The following is an 18,738-nucleotide window of genomic DNA, read 5'->3' on the forward strand; positions in this document are numbered from 1 at the left end:
TAAAACGGCAACACCGTACAGCCGCGACAGCAGCTAGAAGCGCCAAAACACGTCCAGCCCATCAACCATCAAAATCGGCCAGCCGCGACAGCAGCTAGAGGCATCAAAACCCCGCCCTAAAGAGACACCCCCGCGTCAGCGGGCTAGTGTCCCGTTCCGCCGATTCGCTCACAAAATCTACTGAGCTTGGCAGGGAGCGAATCAGCGGAGGCAGCATGTTGGCATCTCCCGTTCGTCGATACCAACATCCTACAAAAATATAGATCCGTTAACAACGGAATGGGACACTAGGCGGGCCGGGCAGGGGTCTCGGAAGCGTTCTCCGTGCGCAAGGCCGCCTTGTGGATCTTGCCGGCCGGCGTCAGCGGCAGCGCGTCGCGCAGCACCACCTGGCGCGGCACCTTGTAATCGGCCAGGCGCGTCCCGCAGTACGCGCGGATCTCCTGCTCGGTGACCTGGCACCCGGGCTTGGGCACGATATAGTAGCGGCCGATCTCGCCCAGCACGGGGTCGGGCACGCCGATGCCGGCCACCATCATCACCGCCGGGTGGCGCGCAATCACCCCTTCGATCTCGGCCGGATAGACGTTGAAGCCGCCTTGGATATACATATCCTTCTTGCGCCCCTTCAGGTGGATATAGCCGCGTTCGTCCACATAGCCCAGGTCGCCCGAGTGCAGCCAGCCCTGGGCATCGAAGCCATCCGCCTTCGCCGCGCCACCCACATAGCCCGGGCAAACCCCCGCGCCACGAAAGCACAGCTCGCCGATCTCGCCCGCGGCTGCGCCCTCGCCGGCAAACGAAACCACGCGCACCTCGGCGGTATCGAACACGCGGCCGATCGATTGCATCAGGTCCTGCCGCTGCGCGTCCCAGGGCGTCATGACAATCGCGCCGGAGGATTCCGAGAGGCCATACAGGTTCATTACCGTTGCCTGCGGCATGCGGGCCTGCAGTTGCTCCAGCAAGGCAGCGTCCACGGTGGCGCCGCCCACGATCACGAGCCGCACGGAGGAGAAATCCACCTTGGCCGAGTCCGGATGCATCAGCAGCAGCGTGGCCATGGTCGGCACGCCCGAGAAGATGGTGGGCGGGTGCTGGCGCATCCTGGCGAGCACCAGGTCCGCCTTGAAGACCGGTACGAGCTCGCAGGTGCCGCCGCCCACCAGGAAGTTCAGCACCCCGCAGGTGATGCCGCCCACGTGGTTGAAGGGCAGGGCCAGCTGGATATGGTCGGCCTCGGTCGTGCGCACATGGCGCGCTTGCGCCAGGGCCGCCGCCAGCATGCTGCGATGGGACAGTCCTGCGCCCTTCGGCCGCCCGGTGGTGCCCGAGGTGTAGATCACCATGGCCAGGTCCTGCGGCACGACCTGCGCCTCGGCGGCGTCCAGCACGGCAGGGGCCGGCTCGGTTGCCAGCAGCGTGGAAAGCCGCAAGGATCCGGCGTCCGCGTGGGTCGCTGCATCGATCAGCACCACATGCTGCAAGCGCGGCATGCGCGGAGCCAGCCGGGCCAGCATGGCGGGAAAATCAAAGCCCTCGCACTCCGGCACCGTGAAGACCGCCTTGACCGCGCTGTCGTTGACCATATGCTCGATCTCGTTGTCGCGGTAGCGCACGCTCAGGCCCACCACCGCCACCCCGATGCGGGTCGCGGCAAAGAACAGCTGCAGCCACTCGATCTGGTTCAGGCCGATCACGCCGATGCGCTCGCCACGCTTGATGCCCATGCCGAGCAGCCCGCAGGCAAGCCGCGCGGAGGTGGCCTCCACCTCGGCAAAGCCGTGGGCCTGCTGCTCGCAGAGGTAGGCAGTGCGCTGGCCCCATCGCTGGCTAGCCTGGCGAAGGGCGGCACCAATGGTGGCGGGCGGCGGGTTGGCAATCATGCGGACTCTCCTGGCGTTGGATGCCGCAAACTGGATGCGGCAAAGACCCGGGGCAGGTCAGAGCGGCAAGCGTAGCCAAGTAGCGCGGGGCAAGGCTTGCGGAAAGTGGCTGGGAAGCTGCGTATCTGCGTATTTGCGTATCTGCGTCTCTGCGTATAGCTGCAGCGCCGTCTCGGCGGGCATGGGTTACGCATTACATGGGTAATCGCAGAATACCCATTTAATTTGTATTTGCAATTTACCCATATTCTTTGTAAAGTGAGATTACGCATCTCATGGGTAATCCCGGCTCACCAAGATGAAACCCCTATGAAACAGTTGCTCACCACCGCCAGCCAGCTAGGGCAAGTGCTGCAATCCGCACGGCGCGCCGCCAAGCTGTCCCAGACGGACCTCGCCGCGCGGCTGGACGTCAGCCAAAGCCGTATCTCCCACATGGAGCTCAACCCGGGCAGCATCAGCGCCGGCCAGTTGCTGGCGCTGATCAGCGTCCTCGGCCTGGAACTCGTCGTGCAGGATAAACGCGCGGCCGGCGCCGAAGCCTCGCCGGTGGAGTGGTAGCCATGGGCCGCAGATCGCATGCGCGCGCGTTGTCGGTATGGGCCAATGGCGAGCGGGTAGGAACGTGGCGCGTCCCCACGCGGGGCGACATGGAACTGCAGTACGACCCTGCCTGGCTGGCCTCGCCCGCCGGACGCCCGCTTTCCCTCTCGCTTCCCTTCGGCGTCGATACCTCCCCGCTAAAAGGGGACCGGGTGCGTCATTATTTCGACAACCTGCTGCCCGACAGCGACGCCATCCGCAAGCGCCTCGCCACGCGTTTCAAGGCGGCAACCACGGAACCCTTCGACCTGCTGGAAGCCATCGGCCGCGATTGCGTCGGCGCCGTGCAATTGCTTGGCGAGCACGAGCAACCGGCGGGCTATGACCGCATCGACGGCACGCCGCAATCCGATGCCGATATTGAAAGACTGCTGCGGCAGACGGTCAGCCCCGCCGGCATGGGCGCGCAGGACGACGATGACGACTTCCGCATCTCCCTGGCCGGCGCGCAGGAAAAGACGGCGCTGCTGTGGCAGGAGAACCAGTGGATGAAGCCCCACGGCGCCACGCCCACCACCCACATCCTCAAGCTGCCGCTCGGGCTGGTGGGCAACAAGCGCGCCGACCTCAGCACCTCGGTCGAGAACGAATGGCTCTGCCTGGCCATCCTCGCCGCCTACGGCCTGCCCGTGGCGCATAGCGAGATCAAGACGTTCGCCAGCCAGAAGGTGCTGAGCGTGCAGCGCTTCGACCGGCAGATGCATTCTTCCGGCGGCTGGATCCTGCGCCTGCCGCAGGAGGACTTCTGCCAGGCGCTCGGCGTTGCCCCGCACCTGAAGTACGAAGCGGACGGCGGCCCGGGCATGCGCGACATCGCGCAGATCCTGCGGCAATCCACCCATGCCGACGAAGACCTGGAGACCTTCCTCACCACGCAGATCCTGTTCTGGATGCTGGCGGCGCCCGATGGGCATGCCAAGAATTTCAGCATCCGCCTGCTGCCGGGCGGGCGTTACCGGATGACGCCGCTTTATGACGTGATGTCGATCTGGCCGGTGGTCGGCAACGGCGCAAACCAGTGGTCATGGCACAAGGCCAAGCTGGCCATGGCCGTGACCGGCAAGAACCGGCACTACCTGTTCAAGGACGTGCAACGCCGGCATTTCAATGCGATGGCGCCCAAGTGTTTCCATGGGCCCGATGCGGAGGGCATCATCCAGCGGCTCATCGCGCAAACGCCGGCGGTCATTGCCACGGTCAGCGCCGCCTTGCCGGAAGGCTTCCCGCAAAAGGTGGCGGACAGCATCCTGCAAGGGCTGGATGCGTCCGCCAGGCAGCTGGATCGCATGCCGCCTGGATGAAGGCTGGGTTGGCCGGGACCAACCACTTAGCGCAAGACGAAGTGCACGGCGCGGCCTATGGTCGAGGGATGCCGGCTTGCATGCCGCACGCCATCCCCGACCCGAAAGCCCCACTGACAGGACCCACGATGAGCCTCCTGACCCTGCCGCCCCTTGCCCACTATTTCACCGCCGAGCACGAACAGTTCCGCAGCACGCTGCGCGACTTTGTCGCCCGCGAGATCACCCCCTACGTGAACGACTGGGACGAAGCGGGGACCTTTCCCCGTGCACTCTACCGCCGCGCAGCGGAAGTCGGCCTGCTCGGGCTGGGTTACCCGGAACACTTCGGCGGCACGCCCGGCGACATCTTCTATCACCTGATCCAGGCCGAAGAGTTCGCCCGCTGCGGCTCGGGCGGCGTCAACGCATCGCTGCATTCCCACTCCATCGGCGTGCCGCCCATTGTCGCGGCCGGCAGCCAGGCGCTGCAGGAGCGCGTGCTGCCCGCTGTCATCGCCGGCGACAAGATCGCCGCCCTGGCCATTACCGAGCCGGGCGGCGGCTCCGACGTGGCCAGCCTCAAGACCACCGCCGTGCGCGACGGCGACCACTACATCGTCAACGGCGAGAAGACCTTCATCACCTCCGGCATGCGCGCCGACTTCATCACCACCGCGGTGCGCACCGATCCCGCCAACAAGGGCGCGGGCGGCATCTCGCTGCTGCTGATCGAAGGCAACCCGCCCGGCTTGACCCGCACCGAACTCAGGAAAATGGGCTGGCTCGCCTCCGACACCGCCCACCTGCATTTCGACAACTGCCGCATCCCGGCCGCCAACCTGATCGGCGAGGAGAACCGCGGCTTCCAGATCATCATGCGCAACTTCAACGCCGAGCGGCTGGGGATGAGCGCCAGCGCCTATGGCTACGCCGAAGCCTGTCTGCAGGAGGCACTGGACTGGGCGCGCCAGCGCAGCACCTTTGGCCACCCGCTGGTAGAGCGCCAGGTGATCCGCCACAAGCTGGTCGACATGGCCCTGCGCATCGAAGCCGCCCGCAACCTGGTCTATGACCTAGCTTACCGTGTGCAGCACCAGGCCGGCGACCCCGCGCAACTGGTGGCGCGCACCTGCATGGCCAAGATCCAGGCCACCCAGGCCATGCAGTTCTGCGCCGATCAGGCCGTGCAGATCCTGGGCGGCATGGGCTTCATGCGCGGCACGCTGAGCGAGCGTGTGTACCGCGAGGTCAAGGTCATGATGATCGGCGGCGGGTCGGAGGAGATCATGAAAGACCTGGCCGCGCGGCAGTTGGGGTTTTGAGGGGAGGAGGGGTTTGGCCGGAAGATCGGTTAACGTATTCGAATGTCCGAACCGCTCCAGCGGCCCGTGCGAGGCGCGACGGCGTAGCTGGCGTCGCGGCAGGGCATTTGGCTCGGGATGGGCGTCTGCCTTGATGTCAGGCGGATCCGCCCCGCCGCGCCGCTTTATAATCCGACCAGAGAATCCACCGCTGGCGCTGCCGGCGGGCGCGCGTCCTGGAACCGGCCGAATGCCTTCGTACCCCCTCATCCTCTGTCTCACCTTTGCGGTCGTGGGCAGCCTCACGGTTGCCGTTGCAGCCTGGACAAGGCGGGACGATCCAACTGTCAAGGCTTTCCTGGTTCTCGCCTGCGGAAGCGCCTTGTGGAGCGGCGGCCGCCTGCTGGAGTTGAGCTCCGTCGACCTGGAAACGCGGGTGCTGTGGGCCAAGCTGCAGTATTTCGGCATTGTCGCGGTGCCGATCGGCTGGCTCTGCGCCATGATCCAGCTGAGCCGCCCCAAGTTCGTCATCCCCTGGTCCTTGTTGTCGATGCCCATCGTGATCAACCTGGTGACGCTTGGCCTCGTCTTCACCAACGAGCGGCACCACCTGATATGGACATCGATCACGCTGGTGCCAGGCGGCGCGCCGCCTGGCGCCGTCTTTACCCACGGCCCGGCGTACGCCGCGGCGGCGGCCTATTCCTACCTGCTGTTGCTGATCAGCCTGTACTTCCTGCTGACGGCCCGCGTGCCGAGCAGCAGCCTGACGCGCAGCGGCCGGGCGGTGCTGGCAGGCGGGCTGGCGTTGCCGCTGATGGCCAACATTGCGTACCTGCGGGGATGGACCGGGCCGCTGGGCGGCGACCTCACGCCGGCCACCTTGTCGGTGATGACAGTACTGGTGTGGGTATGCGCGCTGCGTGGGCACCTGGATGATGTGGGCCACTACGCCAGGCTCAGGGTCTTCGATGCCTTGCAAGAGGGCTGCGTGATCGTGAATGCCAACGACATCATCGTCGACTTCAATCGCGCCGCGCGGCGCCTGCTGGTGGATGTGGAGCGGGGCAGCCCGTTTCCGCCGGCCTGGCGGGACGCGATTGCTGCGAGCCGCTCCGGCGCGCCCGGCAGCGGCGGCTCGCACCTGATTTCGGAGGAGCGCGTCGACTACGAGCTCACCGTGGATTCGGTGCGCAACCTGAACCGGCAGCCGGTCGGGATCATTGTGTTCCTGCGCGACGTCACGCGCTTCCGCTCCCGCGAACAAGCGTTGACGGTAGAAAACTCCAGCCTGGCGGTGCGGCTGGGCGAGACCGAGGAAAAGCTCTCGCGCATCGAGGCGGACTTGTACCGCGATGCGCTCACGGGCGCCCTCAACCGGCGCTTCTTCCAGCGCGAGGCCGCCGCCGCGGTAGCCGACGCGTTTGAGCGGGGCATTCCCGTCGGCCTGCTGATCATCGACGTCGACTACTTCAAGCAGTACAACGATCTCCACGGGCATGTGCACGGCGACGAATGCCTGCGCCGCGTGGCCGCCGCCATCGGCGAAGCCATGCGCAACGGCCCGGGCGACTTCTGCGCCCGCGTTGGCGGCGAGGAGTTCGCCATCGTGCTGCCCGCGATCACGCCAGCCGAGACGCGGGAAATCGGCTTGCGCCTGCTCAATGCCGTGCGCTCGCTGGCGCTGCCGCACGGCGGTTGGCCAGAGCACCCGTGCGTCACCATCAGCGTCGGTGCGGCTTGTGAAATCCCGGCGTCGCCGTCGCTGGAGCAATTGCTCGAAAAGGCCGACGCGGCCATGTACGAAGCCAAGCGCAACGGCCGTGATCGTTTCATGATGAGCGACCCGGTAGCGTCGCCCGCGTATCTCGGCTGACTGTCGTTCATTGGCCTCGCGAACACGCGCGGTCGCCTGCAAGCAGAGCCACCGAGGCCCGCCCTCAATTCCACTGTGTGGAAATGCGGGGCTGTATTTGACCGTTTTTGCGCTTAATCTGGGTTCATCGATAAGCGACGGGCAGGGCTTAAAACAGGCGCCTGTCCCGTCAATAAACCCAGACGGAGACGCAAGTGCTTAACGCATTCCCCCTCTTCAACAAGGCGCTGGCCGCATTGGCCGTTTCCCTTGCCGCCATGGGCACGCTGGTGCCATCCGCCAACGCCGCAGCCTTCCCGGAAAAGCCCATTCGCCTGGTCGTGCCCTTCGCCCCGGGCGGTGGCACCGACCTGATCGCCAGGACCATGGGCGTGACGATGTCGCAGGATCTCGGCCAGCCCGTGATCATCGACAACAAGCCGGGCGGCGGCACCATCATCGGTTCCGACACCGTGGCCAAGAGCGCGCCGGATGGCTACACCATGGTGATGGCCACGTTTGCGCACGCGGTCAACCCAAGCCTCCACGCCAAGCTGCCGTACGCCACCGACAAGGCATTTGCGCCGGTGATGCTGGTAGGCCAGTCGCCCAACGTGCTGGTGGTTCGCCCGGACAGCCCATACAAGACGGTGCAGGACCTGATCGCTGCCGCCAAGGCCAGGCCGGGGAAGATCTCGTTTGCATCGCAAGGCCCCGGTACCTCCGCGCACCTCGCCGGTGAGCTGTTCAAGTCACTGGCCAAGATCGACCTCAACCACATTCCTTACCGAGGTGCCGGCCCAGCCATCACCGACCTGCTGGGCGGCCAGGTGGATGTGATGTTCGCCACGGCCTCGGCAGTCGGCTCGCTGCTGGAGAACGGCAAGCTGCGCGCGATCGCGGTGACCACGGCCAAGCGCTCGGCAAGCCCGGGCCTGGCCAAGGTGCCCACCATCGCGGAAAGCGGCGTGCCCGGCTACGTGGCCGAAAGCTGGTACGGGCTCTTCGTGCCGGCCGGCACGCCCGCCCCGGTGATTGCCCGCCTGAACGCCGCCGCCAGGAAAGCGGTGCAGACCGATGCGTTCCGCAAGCGCGCCGAAACGGAGGGCCTGGAAGTCGGCGCGGGGACGCCCGAGGACTTCGGCCGCTATGTGCGCGCCGAGGAGGTTCGCTGGAGCCGGGTGGTCAAGGAAGCCAGGATCACCGCCGAGTAGCCGAATAGCCGAATAGTCGAGCGACCCTTGATTCCGCATCGGCACACAAAACACAAAACACGAGATAGAGAGACCCACCATGAGCACCACTTCATTGATCACGCTCGACATCGACGCCGGGATCGCCACCCTGACGCTGAACCGCCCTGAGAAGCGCAACGCCATCACCGACGACATGCGCACCGAGCTGATCGCCGCCCTGGAGCACGTCACCGAGGACAAGGCCATCCGGGCGCTGGTGCTCACCGGCAACGGCAAGGGCTTCTGCGCGGGCGGCGACGTGGCCGGCATGCAGCGGCGCATGGATGCGCCAGCGGGCGAGGTTGCTTTCAACGGCTGGTCACGCCAGCAACGGGTGCACCATACCGTGGCGCTGCTGCACAACATGCCCAAGCCGACCATTGCCGCGGTCAATGGCGCCGCCGCCGGACTGGGCGCGGATATGGCCATGAGCTGCGATTTTGTGATGGCATCGGACAGCGCCAGTTTTGCCTGGTCGTATATCCACCGTGGCCTGATACCGGACGGCGGCGGCATGTATTTCCTGCCGCGCCGCACCGGGCTGTCCAAGGCCAAGGAGCTGATTTTCAGCGGGCGCAGGGTCGATGCCGCCGAGGCCCTCCAGTTGGGCATCGCGGATCGCGTGAGCGAACCGGATACGCTGTTGGCCAATGCCCGCGCCTGGGCGGCAGAGTTGGGCCAGGGCTCCGCAACTGCCCTGGCGCTGGGCAAATCCATCCTGAACCAGAGCTTCGAGATGCCCGCCGAGCAGGTCTTCGCGCAGGGCAGCCAGGCGCAGGGCATCTGCTACACCAGCAGCGAGCACCGGGCATCCGTGCTGGCATTCCTCGCCAGGACGGATGGAAAGGAAAAGGCCTGACACCATGGACGCAGATAACGCACTCTCCGCCATCGCCCGCCTGGTCAAGCCGCGCAGCGTCGCCATCATCGGCGCTTCCGCCGATGCGGCCAAGACCGCCGGGCGCCCGGTTGCCTACCTGAAAAAGCACGGTTTCGCCGGCGCCATCTACCCCGTCAATCCAAAGGTGGGCGAGATCGATGGCATCCGCTGCTTTGCGGATATCGACTCGTTGCCGGAGGTGCCGGATGTAGGCATCGTCCTGCTCGGTGCGCAGCGCGCCCACCTGGCCGTGCGAGAGCTGGCCGCGCTCGGCACCGGCGCCGCCATCGTGCTGGCCAGCGGCTTCTCGGAGACCGGCGCCGAAGGCGCGCGCCGCCAGTCCGAGCTGATCGAGGCAGCCGGCTCCATGCGCCTGCTGGGCCCCAACACCATCGGCCTGGTCAACCTCACCGACAATATCCCGCTCTCAGCCAGCGGGGCGCTGGAAATGGATCATTTCCCCGCCGGCAATATCGGCGTGGTCTCGCAGAGCGGCGGCATTCTTGGCGCGTTGCTGTCCCGCGCCGCCGCGCGCGGCATCGGGCTCTCCAAGCTGGTTTCCACCAGCAACGAAGTGGACCTCGACCTGGCCGATTTCATCGACTACCTGGCGGAAGATGATGCCACCCGCGTGATCGCGCTGTATGTGGAAAGCGTGCGCCATCCCGACCGATTCCGCGCCGCCGCGCTGAAAGCGGCCAGGGCAGGCAAGCCGGTGGTGGCGTTCAAGATTGGCCGCTCCGAGGCCGGGGCACGCGCCGCGGTATCGCACACGGGCGCGCTGGCCGGCGCGGACCGGATGTATGACGCCCTGTTCAGGCAGGTCGGCGTGATCCGCGCGGAAACCTTCGCGGACCTGCTCGACATGCCCGCAGCACTCGCCACCGGCAGGGTGCTGCGCGGCAACCGGGTTGCCATCCTGACCTCGACCGGCGGCGCCGGCACGCTGGTTTCGGACAGCCTCGGGTTGTCGGGTTTCGAGACACCCCCGCCGGACGAAGCCACCGCGCAACGGCTGCGGGCGCTGCAGAAGGGCGATCATGCGGCGCTGGACCGCAACCCCATCGACGTCACCCTGGCGGGCCTGCAGCCGGACCTGCTGCGCGGCGCGATCCAGGCGCTGCTGGATAGCCCGGGCTATGACGCCGTTGCCGTGATCGTCGGGTCGTCCGGCCTGGCCATGCCGGACCTGATGGCAGGCGCGATCCAGGATTGCCTGCCCACCAGCGACAAGCCGGTGGTGGCCTTCGTCAGCCCGCACGCGCCGCAGGTTGCCAGCCTGCTGACCGCGCGCGGCGTGCCCGCATTCACCGCGCCCGAGAGCTGTACTGCCGCGCTAAGCGCAATGCAGCGTGCCGAGCAATGGCGCGAGGCGCCTGAAGTCCCGGCCCAGCCGGCTGCCAGCATCGCCGCGGCGCTGCCGCGCGGCTCGCTGGATGAGGCCGCGGCAAAGCAGCTCTTCGCGCGCTTTGGCATCCCGTCGGTGCGCGAGCGCATCGTGTTCAATGAGCAAGAAGCCAGCGATGCCGCCATGGACCTTGGCGAGCGCGTGGTGCTGAAAATCCTCAGCGCCGAGATCACGCACAAGAGCGATGTGGGCGGCGTCGCCGTCAATTTGCTGCCGCAAGACGTATCGGCCCGCCTCGCGGCGATGTCTGTCGACGTGCAAGCGCATACAGGCGTGGTACCGCAGCGCTTCCTCGTCCAGGAGATGGTCACCGGCGGCGTGGAGATGATTCTTGGCATGCACCGCGACACCCTTGGCACAGCGATCCTGCTGGGCATGGGCGGCGTGACGGCGGAGCTGTTCAAGGACACCACCATGCGCATGCTGGCGCCGGCCGGCGGGCTGTCGCATGCGCAAGCACTTGGCATGATCCAGGAACTGAAAACCTGGCCGCTGCTGGATGGCTTTCGCGGGCGGCCCAAAGCCGACGTTGCGGCGCTGGCCGATGCCATTGTGGCGTTTTCCAGCATGACGGCCGCGCTGGGCGAGCGGTTGGTGGAGGCGGAGATCAACCCGGTCTTCGTGCTGCCGGCGTCGCAAGGCGTGCGGGCGGCGGATGGCGTGGTTGTGCTGGCGGGCTGACTGCATGGGAGCGGGGCAGGGGATGCGCGCCGGCAGAACTATGCCAAACTCCTCTCCGATGCTTTAATTCCGGCTATCGGAAATAAGCCCCACCCAGGAGCATGACCTTGGATCCCGAACAAGCGTTGTCGCGGGCGCGTGGCAGGGCAAGCAGCACGTCGGCCAACCGCTCGCTGGAGCGCGGCATGGAGATACTCCGGGCGTTTCGTCCGGGCTCGGAAGTGCTGGGCAACGGTGAGCTGGCCGAGCGCACCGGCCTGCCGCGCTCGACCGTCAGCCGGCTCACGCAAAGCTTGGTGGAGGCTGGCTTCCTCCAGTACGACGCCACGCTGCGCGCGTACCGGCTCGGCGCGCCGGTCCTGAGCCTGGCGCACGCCATGCGCACCGGGTCTGCCGTGCTGCAGGCGGCAGCCCCGCTGATGCGCGATCTGGCGCAAAGCCAGCACATCAACGTCGGGCTAGCCATGGCCGACCGCGACGAGATGGTCTACCTGGAATCCATCCGCTATAGCCGCAAGGTTTCGCTGCGCAGCGTAGTGACCGGGCAGCGCGTGCCCATGGAACTCACCTCCCTGGGACGCGCCTACCTGGCCGCTGCCCCCGAGCAGGAAACCAAGGCCTTGCTGGAAGGATTCGGCAAGCGCCTGCGCGCTAACTGGCCCGCGCTTGCGCAAGACATCGAGCAAGCCATCGGGCAGGTGCGCAAGCAAGGGTGGTGCATGGCGAGCTGGCAGCCGGAAGTGGTTGCGCTCTCCACGCCGCTGGTGTTCAAGAGCTACGCCATCCATGTGCTGAACGTCAGCACCGCAACGCAGGCAACACCGGCCAGCGCCGCGCGCATCCTCAAGCCCCATCTGATGAAACTGGCCGCGCAGATCCGCAGCGCAGTGGGCGAAGCGGCCGTCTGACGGGCGGCTCACGCCTTCGGCTTCAGCCTATGCTCGTCGAAGCTCAGGCGCAGGCGCCCGGCGTCGATGCGCAAGCGCAGGCCATGATATTTCGCGAGGTAATGGATGCCGACCATCGCAGCGGCAAAGCCCGCGGCGGCGCCAATACCAAGCGCCCAGCGTGGTCCGAACGTATCGGCAACCCAGCCGACGATCGGCGCGCCAAGCGGCGTGCCACCCAAGGCCAGGGCGAGGAGAATGGCCACCACCCGGCCGCGCATGGCAGGTTCGGTCGATAGCTGCACCAGGCTGTTTGTCGATGTCGTCACGGTCTGTGCCGCCACGCCGACCATGATCAGCGCGATGCCAAACAACCCGTAGCTCGGCATGATCGCAGCCAGCGCGCAGCCCACCCCGAAAACCGTTGCGCCAGCGAGCAGAAGCGAGAAACGCGGCTTCGCCCGCCTTGCCGCCAGCAGGGCGCCGGTGACGGACCCGATCGCCATGATCGAGGTCAGGAAACCGAACTGATCCGCACCGGCATGAAAGACGGTAACGGACATCGTCGAGATGAAAATCGGGAAGTTCAGCCCAAACGTGCCGATCAGGAACAGCATGAGCAGGGCGGCTTTCAGGTCGGGGCGCCGCCAGACATAGCGAAAGCCCTCGGCAAAGCTGCCTCGGGTCCGCACCGCCCGGGTCTTCCGATGCAGCTCGCCAAGGCGCAGCCGGCTCAACGCCCCAAGCACGGCGACAAAGGACGCCGCATTGATCAGGAATACCCATCCGGTGCCCACCACGCTGATCAGCACCCCGGCCACCGCAGGGCCGATCATCCGCGCCGCGTTGAACGACGTGGAATTCAGCGCGACGGCGTTCGACAGATCCGCGTCCCCGACCAGTTCGGCGACAAAAGTCTGGCGCGCTGGCGAATCGAACGCCGTGACGCAGCCGAGCAGGAACGCAAACAGATACACGTGCCACAACTGGACGTGCCCCGAGAGGGTCAAGAGCCCTAGCCCGAGCGCCAGCGTGCCCATGGCCGCCTGCGTGGCAAGCAGGAGCTTGCGCCGGTCGAAATGATCCGCCGCAAAACCGGTCAAGGGCAACAAGAGCATCTGCGGCCCGAACTGCAGCGCCATGACCACGCCCACGGACGTCGCGTTCTTGTGCGTCAGATGCGTGAGCACCAGCCAGTCCTGCGCGGTGCGCTGCATCCAGGTTCCCACATTGGATACGATGGCCCCGCCGGCCCAGAGCCGGTAGTTGAAGCTGTTGAGCGATCGGAAGGTACCTTTCACCGGCCGCCGCCCGTTTCGAGCAGATCGATGATTTCGCGGGTCGTCCCTGTCTCACCCAGCCTCGGGAAGATCCGCGCGATGCTATTCGCATGCGCATCCAGGCTCATGTCGGTCATGGCATCGACGGCGAGGGTCACGTTGAACCCAAGCTCATGCGCCTGGCGCGCGGTCGACTCCACCCCGATGCTGGTCGCAACACCGGCAATCACCACCTGCGTGACACCCAGCTTCCTCAGATGCGCCTCCAGGCCGGTCTTGGTGAATGCTCCCCAGGTCCGCTTTGTCACCGTGTGGTCAGCCGGTTGCTGGTTCAACTCGGGGACCAGATCGGCCCATCCGGCGGGAAGATCGCCAAGCCTGCGTCCCTGTTCGGTACGCCCGGGGGCACCGCCGGCAACGTTGACCAGCACAACTGGCAGGCCGTGGCCGCGGAACGCGGCAGAGAGCGCCGCAGAGTGCTTAACGACTTCGTCGACCGGGTGCGCGACGGGAAGCGAGACGATGCCCTGTTGCAGATCGATGACAACGAGAGCGGTTTTCGGATCAAGACCGGTGACTGGCATGATGTCTTTGCTCGGTGGATAGGGACTGCGACAAGCCCGGAGTGGGGCGCTGGGAGGGATTTTGAAAGGGCCCCGTCACGAGTCGACCAGCCGCTTAAGCAGCGCGATCCCGGCCGCCAGCTCCTCTTGCTCCGTCGCCGCGAGTTTTGTCCGGATGGCACGGAACAGCCAGTCTTCCCGCGCTGCCCGGGTAGCCAGGATCATCTGCCTGGCGTCAGCCGTGAGCGACAAGATGGTCTGCCGCCCGTCGGCCGGATCCGGCGCGCCGCTCACGAGCCGGGCCGCTTCCAGGACGGCAACCGTGGCGCCCATGGACTGCGACCGCACCCCCTCGGCCCGCGCCAAGGTCGTCACCGTGGCCGGACCGTCGCGCTCCAGGCGGCCAAGAACCGACATCTGGGACCAGGTGAGATCGCCCGGATGCACCTCTTCACGCAGGCGGCGCTTCAGTTGGCCGAGCACGATACGAAGCTCTGTTGCCAGCCCGGATGCGCGGGCTGTCTCCGGATCATCTTGTTTGCGATTGGAATTCATCTCGCCAATGTAGTCGATACGAAGGAAAACTACAAAGCCTTCCTTCCTATCTTGCTCAGGCGGAGTGCAGTTGGCGGTGGGCGCTCATAGAGATCCGCAACAGCAGGCATCAACAAAGCGCACTGACCGCACGACTGGCGAGCGTCACGAGGCGGGTCTAAATTCGTCTGCCCCTGCCATGACGGTTTTCCATTGCTGACCGGGCTCGGTCTCGTCTGGAACTGCCAGCACCATTTGCCAGAGCGTCAGGATCCGCACCTGCTGGTTGTCGAGGATGCCATGCCCGACCCAGGCCGTGATGGACTCTCCCCAATTCACCGTGAAGCAGATCAGGTCGCCGGCCACGGTTCCCGATAGCAACATCTCCGGCGTTGGTGCACCGATCTCGCTCACCGAGCTGGTGTAAGTGCCGGTGACCGTAGCATCGGCATTGACCTCGATCTGCATGCTGGATCCCAGCTCGTTGACCCAACGGCCATTGAAATCAACGCGCGTGCTGGGCGTCACGGTCTTGGTCGCGAAAAAAGTCTGTTCGGCATTTTTCATGGAGGCACCTCTCGAATCCAGGGTCCATCCCGTCAGTCAGTTTCGCTGCGATGCCTGGCCGATCGACCCTCTGACGCGAAGCAGTGCAGCGTTGGTGTCACATCAAATCCCGCCAGGACCGCCGCAACGCGTTGCCGCCCAGTGTGGCCAGCGTGGATGATGACGCCTAACGGTACACCAGCACGGGAATCTTGCTGTGGGTCAGCACCTTCTGCGTTTCGCTGCCGATCAGCACTCCCTGCACGCCGCGCCTTCCATGGGATGCCATCACGATCAGGTCACAGCCCCTGTCTTCGGCAGTCTTGATGATGGCTTCATACGGGTGATCATCGACCAGAAAGGCCGTGTCGCATGTCACACCGGCGGCGGCTGCCTCTAGCGCGATCCCTTCCAGATACTTCGTCGCCGAATCCGAAATCTCCTCGGCGAACAACTCCCTGGTGTCCGTCAGCATTTCGGTGTGATAAGCGAGAACGTGGTACTTCGGACCGACTCGCAGCGCCGTGACCCGGGCTTTCATTTCCTGCGCCAACGCGAGTGCCTTGTGGAAGGCGGCGTCCGACAAGGGGGAACCGTCGACCGCCAGCAGAAGATGCGTAAACATGCTGCTCTCCTTGTCTGCTCAGTGCGAGGACCCTGGAGCCGGTTACCGTTTCGCGCCAGTCGGCGTGAGATGGCAAGGCGACAATCGGAAGCGCAAGGCCCACCGCTTGCTTCCAGACGCCCATCGCCTGAATTGAGTATAGGTGCCGAAGGCCTCACGTCAATTGACGAAGAGTCAAATCCTCCCTCACGCAATGAGACGGCTGGCGTGGAGGTTCCACATGCTTGCAGGGCGCCTTATTCTGCGCCACAGTTGTCCTACCGGATCAAGCTGGAGCCTATGATGAGAAACCGGCTCGCCACAGAAAACTCGCCTTACCTACGGCAACACGCGGAAAATCCAGTCGACTGGTATCCCTGGAGCGAAGCGGCCTTTTGCCGCGCGCGCGACGACGATAAACCGGTTCTGCTTTCGGTCGGCTACGCCGCGTGCCATTGGTGCCACGTCATGGCGCACGAATCGTTCGAGAATCCCCGCATTGCCGGCCTGATGAACGAGCATTTCATCAGCATCAAAGTGGATCGGCAGGAGCGTCCCGACATCGACGACATCTACCAGAAAGTGCCCCTGATGATGGGGCAGGGTGGCGGCTGGCCGCTCACGGTGTTCCTGACGCCGCAAGGAGAACCGTTCTTCGGTGGCACCTACTTCCCGCCGGATGACCGCTACGGCCGCCCCGGGTTCGTGCGCGTGCTGCTGAGCCTGAGCGAAGCGTGGACGCATCGCCGCGCAGAGCTGCGCGACATGATCGAACAGTTTCGGCTCGGGTTCCGGCAGCTCGACCTGGCGGACCTGGGCCGGGAAGCCGCCGAAGTCGAGGACGTGCCCGCGCAGACAGCCCGCGCCCTGGCACGAGACACCGACCCGATCCATGGCGGCTTGGGCGGCGCGCCCAAATTTCCCAACGCGAGCGGCTACGACCTCGTGCTGCGCATCTGTCAACGAACCGGTGAACCCGCGCTGCTTGAAGCGCTGCAGCGCACGCTCGACTGCATGGCGGCCGGCGGCATCCATGACCAGCTTGGCGGTGGCTTTGCCCGCTATAGCGTCGACGAACGTTGGGCCGTGCCCCACTTCGAAAAGATGCTCTACGACAACGGCCAGCTCGTCACGCTCTATGCGGACGCCTATCGCCTGACCGGCAAGCCGGCCTGGCGCCATGTCTTCGAGGAAGCCATCGCGTACATTCTGCGGGATATGACGCACCCCGACGGTAGCTTTTATGCTGGCGAAGATGCCGACAGCGAAGGCGAGGAAGGCCGGTTTTATGTCTGGACACCGGCCGAGGTGAGGGCTGTCCTGGGTGAATCCGAGGGTGCCCTGGCATGCCGGGCCTACGGCGTGACCGACGGCGGGAACTTCGCGCACGGTACATCGGTGCTCAACCGCGCGCTCACGCTGGACGCATTGAACGAGGCGCGCCTCGAAGACTGGCGCGGGCGGCTGTTTGCAGCGCGCGCGCGACGCGCTCGCCCGGGCCGTGACGACAACATTATCACCGGCTGGAACGGCCTCATGATCCAGGGACTCTGTGCCGCTTACCAGGCAACGGGCATCCCCGCGCACCTCGCCGCGGCGAGGCGTGCCGCCAGCGCTATCCAGGACCAACTCACCATGCCTGACGGCGGCGTGTACCGGGCCTGGAAGGACGGGGCAGCCAAGGTGCCCGGGTTCCTCGAAGACTATGCCTTCCTGGCCAACGCTCTGATCGACCTCTACGAGTCCTGCTTCGACAAGCGCTACCTGGATCGCGCAATCGAACTCGTGGCGCTCATCCTCGACAAATTCCGCGACGACGGCCTGTATTTCACGCCCCGCGATGGCGAGCCATTGGTGCATAGGCCCCGCGCGCCGTACGACAGCGCCTGGCCGTCGGGTATCTCAACCAGCGTGTTCGCCTTCCTGCGCTTGCATGCGCTCACCGGCCGCGATCTCTACCGCGACGTCGCCGAGCACGAGTTCCAGAGATACCGGGCCGCCACCACCGCCGCCCCGGCCGGCTTCGCGCACCTCCTGGCCGCCCGGGATTTCGCGCAGCGAGGCCCATTCGAGATCATTCTTGCTGGCGATAAGGCTGCTGCCGCCCGGCTCGTGGAAAGCGTTCACCGCGCATACCTCCCGGCACGTGTGCTGGCATTTGCCGAGGACGTCCCGATCGGACACGGGCGGCATCCGGTCAGGGGCCGGCCGGCAGCCTACGTGTGCCGGCATCGCACCTGCGCGACACCGGTGACCAGTGGCAAGGCGCTCCTTGAACGCTGCGCGGCCTGGGGCGGGACACCCGTGGCTTCAACACGGCTTGCAGGCGCCAGCTTCCGGAAATAGGATCACTGCAGGGCAAGCAAAGAGGCCATTGTGAAGCCAAGGACGCTTTTCGTGCGCATCTTGATTCCAGCGATCGCGTGGGCGGCGGTGTCTGCAGGCGTGCGCGCCGCCGACGATTTTGCGCCGCTGCGGACCAGGATGGTCAAGGAAGTCGCAGCACTGACGGTTGATACCAGCATCGAAACTGGCAGGCATGCCTTTGATGCCCGTGTGATGGCGGCGATGGAGAAGGTGCCGCGCCACAAGTTTGTTCCGCCCGAGCAGGAGCACAACGCATACGAGAACCGGCCGCTGCCCATTGGCTATGGCCAGACCATCTCGCAGCCTTACATCGTTGCCCTGATGACCGACCTGATGATGGTCAAGCCCACGGATGTCGTGCTCGAAGTCGGCACCGGATCCGGTTACCAGGCAGCGATCCTCGCAGAGTTGGCGCGAGCGGTATATACGATTGAAATCATTGAACCGTTGGGGGCCCAGGCGCAGGAGCGCTTGAAACGTCTCGCATACACCCGGGTGGAAACCAAGGTGGGCGATGGCTACTACGGGTGGGAGGCCCACGCCCCCTATGACGCCATCATCGTCACCGCGGCGGCAAGCCATGTTCCTCCCCCACTCATCCGGCAACTGAGACCTGGCGGCAGGATGGTGATCCCGGTGGGCGCGCAGTTCCTGACCCAGTACTTGCTACTGATCGAAAAAGCGGGGGACGGAACGATTTCCACCAAACAGATCTTGCCCGTCAGGTTCGTGCCGTTGACCGAAGGACGCTGATGCAAGGATGACGGGTGAACCGTGAAGGGGGAAGCGGGCATCCAGCGCATCTGCCTTGGCATTCGTCAAACG

16 protein-coding genes are annotated in these 18,738 nt (G+C 65.6%); 10 read left to right on the forward strand and 6 right to left on the reverse strand.

Annotated features, from left to right (window positions below; genetic code table 11):
* Window positions 1-287: 287 nt before the first annotated feature.
* Entirely contained in the window at window positions 288-1,886 is a 1,599-nt protein-coding gene (locus tag ACGLHR_RS03705) for an AMP-binding protein (RefSeq protein ID WP_400091984.1), read from the reverse strand.
* A 309-nt stretch (window positions 1,887-2,195) separates the two neighbouring features.
* On the opposite strand from ACGLHR_RS03705, the gene ACGLHR_RS03710 reads away from it, so the two are divergent.
* The 8 genes from ACGLHR_RS03710 (at window position 2,196) to ACGLHR_RS03745 (ending at window position 12,040) form a co-directional block, all read left to right on the forward strand.
* Window positions 2,196-2,447 (forward strand): helix-turn-helix transcriptional regulator, encoded by a 252-nt coding sequence (locus ACGLHR_RS03710; protein WP_318235992.1) that lies wholly within the window; start codon window positions 2,196-2,198, stop codon window positions 2,445-2,447.
* 2 nt (window positions 2,448-2,449) lie between these two features.
* Window positions 2,450-3,790, forward strand: coding sequence for a type II toxin-antitoxin system HipA family toxin (locus ACGLHR_RS03715; protein WP_400091987.1), 1,341 nt, complete (start codon window positions 2,450-2,452; stop codon window positions 3,788-3,790).
* Between the two features lie 128 nt (window positions 3,791-3,918).
* Window positions 3,919-5,094: an acyl-CoA dehydrogenase family protein gene (locus tag ACGLHR_RS03720; RefSeq protein ID WP_400091989.1), complete on the forward strand. Its 1,176-nt coding sequence runs from the start codon at window positions 3,919-3,921 to the stop codon at window positions 5,092-5,094.
* Window positions 5,095-5,323: 229 nt separating this feature from the next.
* Entirely contained in the window at window positions 5,324-6,949 is a 1,626-nt protein-coding gene (locus ACGLHR_RS03725) for a histidine kinase N-terminal 7TM domain-containing protein (RefSeq protein WP_400091992.1), read from the forward strand.
* 257 nt (window positions 6,950-7,206) lie between these two features.
* Window positions 7,207-8,142 (forward strand): tripartite tricarboxylate transporter substrate binding protein, encoded by a 936-nt coding sequence (locus tag ACGLHR_RS03730; RefSeq protein ID WP_400092187.1) that lies wholly within the window; start codon window positions 7,207-7,209, stop codon window positions 8,140-8,142.
* Between the two features lie 79 nt (window positions 8,143-8,221).
* Window positions 8,222-9,022 (forward strand): enoyl-CoA hydratase/isomerase family protein, encoded by an 801-nt coding sequence (locus ACGLHR_RS03735; protein WP_400091994.1) that lies wholly within the window; start codon window positions 8,222-8,224, stop codon window positions 9,020-9,022.
* 4 nt (window positions 9,023-9,026) lie between these two features.
* Window positions 9,027-11,132: an acetate--CoA ligase family protein gene (locus ACGLHR_RS03740; protein WP_400091995.1), complete on the forward strand. Its 2,106-nt coding sequence runs from the start codon at window positions 9,027-9,029 to the stop codon at window positions 11,130-11,132.
* A 107-nt stretch (window positions 11,133-11,239) separates the two neighbouring features.
* Entirely contained in the window at window positions 11,240-12,040 is an 801-nt protein-coding gene (locus ACGLHR_RS03745) for an IclR family transcriptional regulator (protein ID WP_400091997.1), read from the forward strand.
* A gap of 8 nt (window positions 12,041-12,048) precedes the next feature.
* Here the strand turns inward: ACGLHR_RS03745 and ACGLHR_RS03750 are convergent, their stop codons facing one another.
* The 5 genes from ACGLHR_RS03750 to ACGLHR_RS03770 all read right to left on the reverse strand — a co-directional run bounded on the left by ACGLHR_RS03750 (window position 12,049) and on the right by ACGLHR_RS03770 (window position 15,567).
* Entirely contained in the window at window positions 12,049-13,320 is a 1,272-nt protein-coding gene (locus ACGLHR_RS03750) for an MFS transporter (RefSeq protein ID WP_400091998.1), read from the reverse strand.
* A complete protein-coding gene (locus ACGLHR_RS03755) occupies window positions 13,317-13,883 on the reverse strand; it encodes an isochorismatase family protein (RefSeq protein WP_400091999.1) in 567 nt (188 codons plus the stop codon). The genes ACGLHR_RS03750 and ACGLHR_RS03755 overlap by 4 nt, the downstream gene beginning before the upstream one ends.
* Window positions 13,884-13,958: 75 nt before the next feature.
* Window positions 13,959-14,417 carry a MarR family winged helix-turn-helix transcriptional regulator gene (locus ACGLHR_RS03760; protein WP_400092001.1) on the reverse strand — a complete coding sequence of 153 codons (459 nt, stop codon included), beginning with the start codon at window positions 14,415-14,417 and terminating at the stop codon, window positions 13,959-13,961.
* Window positions 14,418-14,561: 144 nt separating this feature from the next.
* Window positions 14,562-14,963 carry an avidin/streptavidin family protein gene (locus ACGLHR_RS03765; protein WP_318236001.1) on the reverse strand — a complete coding sequence of 134 codons (402 nt, stop codon included), beginning with the start codon at window positions 14,961-14,963 and terminating at the stop codon, window positions 14,562-14,564.
* Window positions 14,964-15,129: 166 nt separating this feature from the next.
* On the reverse strand, window positions 15,130-15,567 hold the full coding sequence (locus ACGLHR_RS03770; protein WP_400092002.1) for a universal stress protein: 438 nt from the start codon (window positions 15,565-15,567) through the stop codon (window positions 15,130-15,132).
* A 282-nt stretch (window positions 15,568-15,849) separates the two neighbouring features.
* Here ACGLHR_RS03770 and ACGLHR_RS03775 point away from each other — a divergent pair, with 282 nt between their 5' ends.
* Window positions 15,850-17,892 carry a thioredoxin domain-containing protein gene (locus ACGLHR_RS03775; protein ID WP_400092189.1) on the forward strand — a complete coding sequence of 681 codons (2,043 nt, stop codon included), beginning with the start codon at window positions 15,850-15,852 and terminating at the stop codon, window positions 17,890-17,892.
* A gap of 138 nt (window positions 17,893-18,030) precedes the next feature.
* Window positions 18,031-18,666 carry a protein-L-isoaspartate(D-aspartate) O-methyltransferase gene (locus ACGLHR_RS03780; RefSeq protein ID WP_400092191.1) on the forward strand — a complete coding sequence of 212 codons (636 nt, stop codon included), beginning with the start codon at window positions 18,031-18,033 and terminating at the stop codon, window positions 18,664-18,666.
* Window positions 18,667-18,738: the final 72 nt, after the last annotated feature.

It is taken from the genome of Cupriavidus sp. CuC1, from assembly GCF_044627735.1.
GTDB classification, from domain to species: Bacteria; Pseudomonadota; Gammaproteobacteria; order Burkholderiales; family Burkholderiaceae; genus Cupriavidus; species Cupriavidus ulmosensis.